A 9,847-nucleotide genomic window follows, 5' to 3' on the forward strand; every position below is an offset into this window, starting at 1 on the left:
ATTGCCCCAAAGGGCAATCGAATTGCCCTAACTCCCTATCGATTGCGATCGCGCCCTGAACGACACTCTACAAGGCAAGCTCAGACTGGAATGACACGCGAAATCCGGGTGCTAGACTGAATCGCACGGATGCCCTCATCGAGGGTCCAACGCAGATCGACGTTCCGAACGACATAGCGGAGCACATCATGGCAGAAATCGAAACGCTGGCTCGGCGGCAGGAAATCGGGCGTGAGGCACGCGAGCGCGCGAGGCGCTCCCAGCACGCCGAAATTGGCGACACGAACCGGGACCCGGTCGAGTTGCTCAAGCAAAACAGCGCCGGCCGCGTGAGCGCGCTCGTTCCGCTTCGATACGGCCGCATGGGCGTCTCACCGTTCACGTTTTATCGCGGCAGCGCGATTATCCAGGCCCACGATCTCGCGGGAACGGTCAACACCGGCATCACCTTTCCGATTTGCGGCGATGCCCATTTGTCGAATTTCGGCGGCTTCGCCACGCCCGAACGACAACTGATCTTCGATCTCAACGACTTCGACGAAGTGGCGCCCGGGCCGTGGGAATGGGATGTCAAACGCCTTGCCGCCAGCTTCGTGATCGCGGGGCAGCACATGGGCATCAGCCGCGGTCCTATCGCCGATTTCGTGGCGACGGTCGCGCACGAATATCGCGACCGCATGCATGCGTATTCCGAATGCAGCACGCTCGATCTCTGGCACGACATCGTCACGTTCGAGCGCATGATCGACACGGCTGCCACCGACGAAGGACGGCGCCTGTTGCTCAAGACCAAAGAAAAGGCCGCCACGCGGACCAACGAAAGCATGCTCGCCAAAATGGCGGTTCAGGAAAACGGCCGCTGGATGCTTCAGGACGCACCGCCCGCGCTGTTCCATCCCGGCGGACCCAATACCTTGCTCGGCAAGGAAGAAGCGTGGACCGACAAGAAGGCCTGGGAAGGCAAGCTCGCCGCCGCTTTCGACGAATATCTGCGTACCCTGCCGGCGGATCGCCAGGCGCTGATCGGCCAGTTCCAGCTCCAGGACGTGGCGTTCAAGGTCGTTGGGGTTGGCAGCGTGGGCACCTTCTGTCTCGTGATGCTGTTCGTGGACAGCCACGGCGCGCCGCTCTTTCTCCAGGTGAAAGAGGCGCGCGAGTCGGTCATCGCGCGCTACTTCGCTTCGCAACCGATTCCCCATCAAGGTCAGCGCGTTGTCTCCGGACAGCGCCTGCTGCAAGCCGCCAGCGACGCGTTCCTCGGCTGGACCACCGGCCCCGCAGGCCGCGAATTCTACTTCCGGCAATTGCGCGACATGAAGGTATCGGCTGAAGTGGAGCGCATGAGCAACACGATCATGCAGGGCTATGCGCGCATCTGCGGCTGGGCGCTGGCCCGGGCGCATGCGAAAGCGGGCGGCAAGTCGGTGGAAATCGCCTCGTATCTTGGCAACGGCGAGCGTTTTTCCGACGCGCTCACCGAGTACGCCTTCGCCTATGCCGAGCAAAATAATAAAGACTACGATGTATTCATGCGCGCCTGCCGCTCAGGCAAACTCGAGGCGCGCACCGACGAGGACATGGCTGCGGATTTCCGCATCTGAGCGGCCGCTGCCTTCGTACGTGCCTGCCGTGCAGCGCGGTCGTGACAAACACGACCGCGTTGGCTCCGCACACTAAGCGCTAAAGCGCGCTACGCACTGCGCCGAGCAAATCCCGCCCGAGAAATGGCTTGGCCAGCAGGATCAGGCCGCCCGCGTTGGCGACCGCCTGCCGGGTGGCCGCTCCGTCGAAGGCCGTCACGAAGATCGCCGGTGGACGCGCTAATGGCAGTGATTCATAGAACGCGAGCCCCGACACACCAGGCAATTGCACGTCGATAATCAGGCAGCGCGCAGACGACGCCCACTGTGCGGCATCGGGATCTTCTGCACTGTTAAATGCCTGCGTGCTGAATCCCGATAAACGCAACAGACGCTCGACAGCGCGTCGCAATCCCGCGTCGTCCTCGATAATCACGATCAACTCGCCGTTTCCATCCATCATCCGCCCAGCGTTCGTTAGCTCAGCGTTATGCGACTCTTGCCGACGCAGTGACGCCGTGGTGCCACGCCCTGTCGCCACAAGACATTTGCTTACCACGCGTCGCCGGCGCTCGCGCTTACGAGCCGCGTGGCGGCACCTTACGTTTGCTGTATTCACCCAGTCTTGCCTGAATGCGGCGAGACATCCATAGGGACTCGGGGCAATCGCATTTCCCTTTTGGGCAAAATCGGGCAAACGTCTTTCCTTTCGGCGCGCTGGCCACTACATTACGCACAGCAACGGCACTTCGCACTCCGCTACGCACTCCACTTCGCACTCAAGCAAGACCGCTTAAAGCATCAATGTGCGTTCTCATCCCCCTCGCTCGCGCACCGGGAGAATACGATGAAGAGAAGGGCTTTATGCATTGCGATCCTCACAGCAACGCTCGCGGCGCCCCAGGCTCACGCGCAAGGCGCGGCTTCCGCACCGCAGGCCGCCAGCAGCGCGGCACCGGCCGTGGACCCGTCGGCTGTCGAAGCGCTCAAGAAAATGGGCACGTATTTGCAGTCGCTCAAGCGTTTTAGCGTATCGACCGAGTTGACCGGCGAACGCGTGCTCGAAGACGGCCAGAAACTCCAGCATTCAGCCAGCGCCGATCTCGACGTGGACCGTCCCAACCGCATTCGCGCCATCATGACGAGTGCGCGCAGCAATCGCGAAATCCTCTACGACGGCAAATCGGTCACGCTCTATACGCCTACCCAGCGCTACTATTCGACGGTGGCCTTCGACGGCACCATCGGAGCGTTGATCGATCGCCTGCATGAGCACTATGGCGTGGAGTTCCCGCTCGCCGACCTGTTTATCTGGGGCACGCCCGCCGCGCCGGTCGATCAGTTCGAGTCGGCGATGTTCGCCGGCGAAGACTATGTGGAAAACGATCTTTGCGATCACTATGCATTCCGCCAGAAGGATCTCGACTGGCAGATCTGGATCGCCGCCGGCGCGCATCCGTTGCCGCGCAAACTGGTGATCACGCGCCGCGACGACGACGCACGTCCGCAATCCGTTTCGATCATCAACTGGACAACCCGCCCCGATTTCAGGGACGCGATATTCACCTTCAAACCACCGTCGGGCGCGAAGAAGATCGAGTTCGTCCCTGTCGCAACGAACAAGGGGTAGGCCCATGAAGATCCCGTTTCAGCGCCATCGCGCCCTCTTCCTTCCGGCCATCCTGATCGTAGGTCTCGCCGTGTCGCATGCGCCCAGTGCAAACGCAGTGGGCCGCGGCGGTGGTGGCGGCGGCGGCCACGCCGCGATGCAACGCCCAGCCGGCGGCGGCCCGCGTGGCGGCGCTCAGATCAACAGCGCGCGCGCCGACGACCGCACACGCAACGTGCGCAACACGAGCGTCAACAACGTCAACCGCAACGTCAACGTGAACCGCAATGTCAATGTGGATGTGCACAACGACTATCACCACGGCGGCTGGGACGACGATTACCATCCGGTCGCCACGGCCGCTGCGGTCACCGCGGCAGTGGGCGTGACGTCCGCCGTGGTGGGCTCGATCGTGCGCTCCGTGCCGCCCAACTGTGCGCCTGTCAACTATCGGGGCATGGTGTACCAGCAATGCGGCAGTACGTGGTATCAGCCACAAGGTTCGCAGTACGTAGTGGTCAACGCGCCATACTGATTCGGGACAGGAGGGCACCATGAGCGCGGTTGTCGAAAAGATCAAGGAAGAGTTCATCAAGGTCCTGCCGCCTACGATCTTCTTTTTCATCATTCTTCACATCGTCGCGCTGATTCGCGCGCTCATGGTCCGGGAGGCCGGCATCTCGACCGAGACCACGGCGTCGGTGCTGATTTCATCGCTGATTCTCGGCAAGTCCGTGCTGCTTGCCGACATGCTGCCCTTCATCAATCGCTTCCCCGATAAGCCCCTCGTCTGGAACGTTGCCTGGAAAACGCTGATGTACGCGATCGTCGCACTCGTCATTCACTACCTGGAGCGGCTGTATGACTTCTGGAAAGAGGCAGGCAGCTTCGGGGCAGCGAATCAGGCGTTGCTCGCCCATATCAGTTGGCCGCGTTTCTGGGCCGTGCAGATTCTGCTCGTCACGTTGATTTTCAACTACTGCGTGATCGCCGAACTTGCCCGTGCGCTCGGTAAAACCACGCTCAAGCGCATGTTCTTCGGGCCGCTTCCTCCACGGCAAGGTTGAACGCCGCATCGGCACGCAGATCGACACACTCAATGCGTGCCGCGCGGCAGCCACACCACAAACGATGTCGCGCCGCCTTCGCGCGATGCGATGCTCACGCGTCCGCGATGCGCTTCCACAATCGAGCGCACAATCGAAAGCCCGAGCCCCATCCCATGCGGCTTGGTGGTATAGAACGGCTCGAACAGGCGGTGCGCGAGCGCCGCATCGATGCCGGCCCCACGATCGGTCACGCTGAACTCGACCCCATGCGCGAGCAGCACCGATTCGAGCGTGAGCACGCGGCGCCCGGGCTCCGTATCGTGCATAGCGTCCATTGCGTTGATGGCGAGATTGAGCACGACCTGCTGGAGTTGCACACGGTCGCCCATCACCTCCACCTGTTCGGCGCCAAAGCGCGTATCGACCGTGATATTGCGGCGCCTCGCCTCGGGTTCGACAAGCGTGAGCGCACAGCGCAGGGTGGCGTCGAGCGGCAGCGCCGCGAACGTCACGCCCTGCTTTTGCAGCAATGCGCGCAGGCGCTGCACCACTTCGTTGGCGCGAAGCGCGTCGCGTTTGACGTCGGAGAGGATCTCCTCCAGTTCCGCGTGATCGACACGCGAGGCTTTCACCAGCAGTTCGGCGGCGTCGGCGTTGCTCAGGATCGCGCCGAGCGGTTGCCCGACCTCATGCGCAATCGACGCGCTCAACTCGCCCACGGTGGCAAAGCGCGCGGCCCGCGCGAGTTCGCTGCGGCGCGCGACGGCCTCGGCTTGCGCACGCCGGCGCGTACGGCGCTGCGCGAGCAAGGCGAGAATCGTGGCGCCCTGCGCCAACAGCACGACCAGTGCGCTCAACGCCACGCCACGGTATTCGCGGAACACGGAGCGCGGCAGATTGCGCAACTGGCAATCGGGCGGCAGTGCATCGACGGCAAGGCCATAGCGTTCGAGTTGCGCCACGTTAGCCATGCAGCGAGCAGGCCAAGCCGCGAATTTGAGCTTGTCCACGGGACCGCCATCGCGCAGGATCGTGAGCGCTGCGTCGGCCGTCAAACGGCCGTTCTCAGCGAAGTCATAAGCCGCGCCTGCCACCGCGCCCTGCTCGATATAGAGGGAGAACAGGCCGTAGATGGGGGCGTGCGAAGCGGCGACCATCGGCGCGACGAGCTGGTAGGGAAAATAGCGCCTGCCTTCCCGGTCGCGATGCTGGGTCGTATAGATCACGGCCGTGTGAAGATCGAGCGTGGCGAGCCGCGCCTGCAGATCACGCAAGGTCAGCCCTTGCCAGGCTTCGACGGACGGCCAGCGCAAGCGGCGCGCAGCCGCCGCCTTCACGACGCGATCCGACTGGGTGCTATCCGCTGCACCCGCTCCGCTCACGACGACCAGTCTTCGCGCGTCGGGTTGTAACGCCTCGGCGATATCAAGCGTCTTCACGCTATCGACATCGAATGGCACGTGCGCAAAATTCGCGGGCACGGGGTGCTGCGCAAACCATTCGTCCGGCACGGCCGACAGCAGGACGGGCGCGCCTGGCCAGATCTGCGTGTGGTAGGCGGACGCGAAATCCGCCGCGTGACTGCCCAGCCCCACCACGAGATCGACACGTTGATGGGCGTACTTCTTTTTCGTCAACGCGAGAAAGTCCGGCATCAAATCGTCGACGCCAAAGCCCGAGCCGTCGAGCACGTCCAGATCGACCTCGGCGCCCCGGGAAAACGCCGCCGCGAGCGAACTGCGCAGCGCGTTGATCTGGACGTGCGCGGCCGGCTGCACGGGATCGAATCCCGTCAGCAACACGACGTGCGCAGGCGGCGGTGCCGACGCACCAGACGCGCCCATGCTCCACAGCACGAGCACGCCCGCGCGCAGCCAGGCGCCCATCAGGCGCCTGTATCCCCTCGCTCCTCTCATCACACCCCAACCCAGCCGGAACCCTGCACACAGCCCGTCTCGTGACCGCCCATAAACACGCCCTGTGGTTCGAAGAAAGCGCGGCCGCTCTGCGGCCAGCGCGCTATGCCGCGTAAGCGAGTGTCTGCGCGTGACGCACCAGATCGGCCAGCGAAAGCGCACCGAACTTGCGCATCAACCCGGCGCGGCAAGTCTTGATGGTTCGCTCGGAGAGTCCCAGATCGGCCGCGATCTGCTTGTTGCGCCGGCCTGCGACGATGCCGCGAAGCACGCATTTTTCCCGCTCGCCCAGGTCGTACGCGATCGCGTCGTTGGACGGCTCGGCGATCAGCACGGCGTGACCCGGGGCGCTCGCTGACTCCACAGCGCCCGCCGCGCCTGCAAGATCGAAGGCCATCGCCAGCGCATCCAGCAAGGCGTCGCGCTCGATGGGCTTGACGAGAAAATCCACCGCACCGGCTTTCATGGCCTGCACGGTTTGCGGTATGTCGCCGTACGCGCTCATGAAGACGATCGGGAGCGCGCGAGCCTGGCGCGACAACACCTGCTGCAATTCGAGACCGCTCGGGCCGCCCAGCACCAGATCGAGCAGGAGACAGCCGGTCCAGTCGTGGGGATCGCTCACGAGGAAATCCCCCACCGACGCGTATTCCTTGACTAAATAGCCGGAATGATTGAGCACTCTACCGAGCGCCCTTCTCATGGACGCATCGTCATCGACCACATGAACCAGTTTGTTTGCAGATTCGCTCACGGTTTACTCCATTGTTTCAATAAACGAAACCGGACAGAGGTCTGCAGTCCACCACGCATTCGCACGTTGTTTTCTCTTTTCGCGCCCCTCCCTCGACCCTCGGGGACTGTGTGCAGATGAGATGCTTTATAGCAAGTTAATTGAAATGATGGAGTCTGGCTGTCCGAATACCGCGCATAGGGCTTTCAGAGTTGCCATTTCGTCTGAAATGAATGCTTAACAGTTAATTCGTTTTCAAACATGCCAATTGAATTTCATCCACACTTTGAGAAATTCGATTTAAATCAGGCTTTAGCTATGGGTTGTCCGTGATGGTGTAAATTCCTTCAAAGAACGATTAATAACGAATGACATCCGGAAACCTCTATGACAGCGCTCATCCATCACCCGCTCGTTCTCTTCGTTGTGCTGGTCGTACTGCTCTCGCTCGCTGCGTCGCTCGGCGCGCTCGTCTTGCACAGGATTTCGCCGCTTTCCGAGGAAGCGCGCGAGAACTTCAATATCGTGCAGGGCGCCACGCTCACGCTGCTCGCGCTGCTGATCGGCTTCACGCTGTCGATGGCGGTGAGCCGCTATGACCAGCGCAAGAACTACGAAGAGGAAGAAGCCAACGCGATCGGCACGGAATATGTGCGCGCCGACCTGATCGGAGCACAGGGCGCCGCAACGATCAAGCCGCTATTGGCCCAGTATCTACAGGTGCGCATTGACTACTACACGACGCGCGATGCGCGCGAGCTCGAAGACAACAACCGCAAGACGGCGGATCTTCAAGGGCGCCTGTGGGCAACCGTGCGCGACGCCGCCCTCGCCCAGCCCAACCCCGTGACGGCGCTCGCGGTGGCGGGAATGAACGACGTACTTAACACCCAGGGCTACACGCAGGCGGCCTGGCTCAACCGCATTCCGCTCTCGGCATGGGGGCTGATGATCGTGATCGCCTTTTTCAGTAACCTGATGCAGGGCTACGGCGTGCGGGCGGGCGGCGGGCGCCGCGTGCTGCTGTTCGTGCTGCCGTTTACCGTCTCGCTCTCGCTTTCGCTGATCGCCGATATCGACAGCCCGCGCGGCGGTCTCATCCGCGTGGCGCCGCTCAACCTCATCAGCCTCCAGCAATCGTTTTCACCGTGACACGCAAACGCACTGCTGGCGCTAGAAAGCCTTGCGCAATTGCAGCCAGCAGTGCACGGACGTATTGGCGCTGGCGCTGAGTATCTCTGGCACACGGCCGAACGGAAAAGCAACGCTTGCCGTGATGAGCAGCTTGTACGGTCCATTCCATTGCACGCCAAAGCCGGCGCTGCTCAACTGCCCGGTGTTGGGTCCGCTCAGGAATACGTCCTTGTACTGCTGCACCCAGCCGGTATCGACGAAGGCCGAAAACTGCCAGATGCCGGGGATCGACTGGAAGGTTGCGTCGTGCCGGTACTCGAAGGTCGCGAGATAGCCGCGCGAGCCCGACAGCACGCCCACGTCGTAACCCCGCACGCTGTCCGGGCCGCCCAGATAGAACTGCTCCGAGGTGTCGAGATTCTTGTTCGCCGTCTGGCCGGAAAAGCCCAGGTACAGCGCATCGTGCCGCGTAAGTTGCTGCAGGCGCGACAACGATAAGGATAGCTTGACATAGTGCCCCGCGGTATCGGCGCCCAGCTGGTCGACGATATCGGTTTGCAGGTTGTTGGCGGCGAGCACCCCATAGGTCACGGCGAGCCGCGCGTTGACGACGCCGCGTGAATCGAGTTCGTCGCCCGCCAGCGTGGTCGTCACGCTGTTCGTGTGGCGGTCGTTCTGCAGCCCGATCACGTCGATGTTGTCGTTCAGGCGGCGGAAATCGTATTCGACCTGACCGTAGAGATTGCCACGCGTATTGCGTATCAGCGGCTGCGCGAGCACCACGCCGCCCACGAAGGCCGAACCGTGCGCCTCCAGATCGGAGAGATCGCTGCCGAGGTGATAGTCGAGCCCCGACACCGTCGCGCCCAGCGTCGTGCCCTGGCCGTTGAGCAGATAGCGGTAGTCCATGCGCCCGTAGGTCATGCCGTGGCCCGAGGTCAGCGCGCTGAAGTCGAGCAGATCGCCCTGATTGAACAGCCCGTTGATGTTCAGGTTGCCGCTGCCGCGCACGCGCCCGCTATACGGGTCGCCGAAATTGTCCACGCCGGCGTCACCGGTCACACGTTGCTGCGGCGTCACGTCCACGAGCAGATCCGAGGTGCCCACCTGCTGTCCCGGCCGCAGCGTCGAGGCGACCACCGCGCCGGGAATGTCCTGCATCAGCAGAAGCGTGCGTTCGAGTTCGAATTCGCTCACGGGCTGCCCCGTTTGCAGCGCCGCCAGCGTGTTGCCGAGCACGCGATCCGACACGTTGCTCTGGTTGTTCATCGACACCGCGCCGTAGCGCGCCTCCGCCACGTCGATGCGCACCACGCCGCCGTCGATCGTCTGCGCGGGCACGTAGGCGGTCGCAAGCGGAAAGCCATGCTCGTGATAGACGTCGCTGATGCGATCGGCCAGCGCGTTCAGATCGGCGAGCGTGAGGTCGCGGCCTTCGCTCGCCGCCACCACGGCATGCAGCAGGTCGGTGGGCAGTTGCGTATTGCCGGTGATCTCGATCGTGCGCACGGGAAACGTCTTCGTGTTGTCGGCCGGTTCGTTCTTCGAAGGCTGGATCGTGAGGTCGAGATTCGAGGCAGGCGGCTGCACCGAAGGCTGCGGCACCTGCTGGAGCAACTGGCCGCTGCCGCTGTTCGCGGGCGCCGTGGCCCGCACCTGGGCATGCGCGGCAAGCGATGCGGCGGCGAAGGCGATGGCAAGACAGATCCGGGTTCTACGCAGGCGTTTCGAGCGCATCTCGATCATGGTCGCGGTTCGGAAGATGTCGTGGGTCGCGCTCGCGCGCGTGGGGGGCGTTGCGTGTCGTTGCGTATCGTTTTACGAGG

Annotated in this window: 9 protein-coding genes; 5 read left to right on the plus strand and 4 right to left on the minus strand. The window is 62.8% G+C overall.

What is annotated here, in order from left to right; all coding sequences use genetic code 11:
- Nucleotides 1-188: 188 nt before the first annotated feature.
- Nucleotides 189-1,601 carry a DUF2252 domain-containing protein gene (locus tag U5782_RS13985; protein WP_322044423.1) on the plus strand — a complete coding sequence of 471 codons (1,413 nt, stop codon included), beginning with the start codon at nucleotides 189-191 and terminating at the stop codon, nucleotides 1,599-1,601.
- 79 nt (nucleotides 1,602-1,680) lie between these two features.
- Here U5782_RS13985 and U5782_RS13990 read toward each other — a convergent pair whose 3' ends face one another.
- Complete coding sequence (locus tag U5782_RS13990; protein WP_322044668.1) at nucleotides 1,681-2,016, minus strand: response regulator; 336 nt, start codon at nucleotides 2,014-2,016, stop codon at nucleotides 1,681-1,683.
- A 411-nt stretch (nucleotides 2,017-2,427) separates the two neighbouring features.
- Here U5782_RS13990 and U5782_RS13995 point away from each other — a divergent pair, with 411 nt between their 5' ends.
- The 3 genes from U5782_RS13995 to U5782_RS14005 are packed head-to-tail and all read left to right on the plus strand — an operon-like array spanning nucleotide 2,428 to nucleotide 4,256.
- The gene (locus U5782_RS13995) at nucleotides 2,428-3,210 is read left to right on the plus strand and encodes a DUF2092 domain-containing protein (RefSeq protein WP_322044424.1); all 783 of its coding nucleotides are present in this window, start codon (nucleotides 2,428-2,430) and stop codon (nucleotides 3,208-3,210) included.
- A 4-nt stretch (nucleotides 3,211-3,214) separates the two neighbouring features.
- On the plus strand, nucleotides 3,215-3,724 hold the full coding sequence (locus U5782_RS14000) for a hypothetical protein (protein WP_322044425.1): 510 nt from the start codon (nucleotides 3,215-3,217) through the stop codon (nucleotides 3,722-3,724).
- A gap of 19 nt (nucleotides 3,725-3,743) precedes the next feature.
- Complete coding sequence (locus U5782_RS14005; RefSeq protein ID WP_322044426.1) at nucleotides 3,744-4,256, plus strand: hypothetical protein; 513 nt, start codon at nucleotides 3,744-3,746, stop codon at nucleotides 4,254-4,256.
- Between the two features lie 29 nt (nucleotides 4,257-4,285).
- On the opposite strand, the gene U5782_RS14010 is transcribed toward U5782_RS14005, so the two are convergent.
- Nucleotides 4,286-6,124: an ATP-binding protein gene (locus U5782_RS14010; protein WP_322044427.1), complete on the minus strand. Its 1,839-nt coding sequence runs from the start codon at nucleotides 6,122-6,124 to the stop codon at nucleotides 4,286-4,288.
- Nucleotides 6,125-6,257: 133 nt separating this feature from the next.
- Nucleotides 6,258-6,908 carry a response regulator transcription factor gene (locus U5782_RS14015; RefSeq protein WP_322044428.1) on the minus strand — a complete coding sequence of 217 codons (651 nt, stop codon included), beginning with the start codon at nucleotides 6,906-6,908 and terminating at the stop codon, nucleotides 6,258-6,260.
- A 366-nt stretch (nucleotides 6,909-7,274) separates the two neighbouring features.
- Here U5782_RS14015 and U5782_RS14020 point away from each other — a divergent pair, with 366 nt between their 5' ends.
- On the plus strand, nucleotides 7,275-8,039 hold the full coding sequence (locus tag U5782_RS14020) for a hypothetical protein (RefSeq protein ID WP_322044429.1): 765 nt from the start codon (nucleotides 7,275-7,277) through the stop codon (nucleotides 8,037-8,039).
- Nucleotides 8,040-8,060: 21 nt separating this feature from the next.
- On the opposite strand, the gene U5782_RS14025 is transcribed toward U5782_RS14020, so the two are convergent.
- A complete protein-coding gene (locus tag U5782_RS14025) occupies nucleotides 8,061-9,767 on the minus strand; it encodes a ShlB/FhaC/HecB family hemolysin secretion/activation protein (protein WP_322044430.1) in 1,707 nt (568 codons plus the stop codon).
- Nucleotides 9,768-9,847 lie beyond the last annotated feature (80 nt).

It is taken from the genome of Paraburkholderia sp. J67, from assembly GCF_905220265.1.
GTDB lineage: Bacteria > Pseudomonadota > Gammaproteobacteria > Burkholderiales > Burkholderiaceae > Paraburkholderia.

Excerpts from the sequence above, each read along its gene's own strand:
- U5782_RS13985 (WP_322044423.1), top strand. The coding sequence starts at position 189 with ATGGCAGAAATCGAAACGCTGGCTCGGCGGCAGGAAATCGGGCGTGAG.
- U5782_RS13995 (WP_322044424.1), top strand. The coding sequence starts at position 2,428 with ATGAAGAGAAGGGCTTTATGCATTGCGATCCTCACAGCAACGCTCGCG.
- U5782_RS14000 (WP_322044425.1), top strand. The coding sequence starts at position 3,215 with ATGAAGATCCCGTTTCAGCGCCATCGCGCCCTCTTCCTTCCGGCCATC.
- U5782_RS14005 (WP_322044426.1), top strand. The coding sequence starts at position 3,744 with ATGAGCGCGGTTGTCGAAAAGATCAAGGAAGAGTTCATCAAGGTCCTG.
- U5782_RS14010 (WP_322044427.1), bottom strand. The coding sequence starts at position 6,124 with ATGGGCGCCTGGCTGCGCGCGGGCGTGCTCGTGCTGTGGAGCATGGGC.
- U5782_RS14020 (WP_322044429.1), top strand. The coding sequence starts at position 7,275 with ATGACAGCGCTCATCCATCACCCGCTCGTTCTCTTCGTTGTGCTGGTC.
- U5782_RS14025 (WP_322044430.1), bottom strand. The coding sequence starts at position 9,767 with ATGATCGAGATGCGCTCGAAACGCCTGCGTAGAACCCGGATCTGTCTT.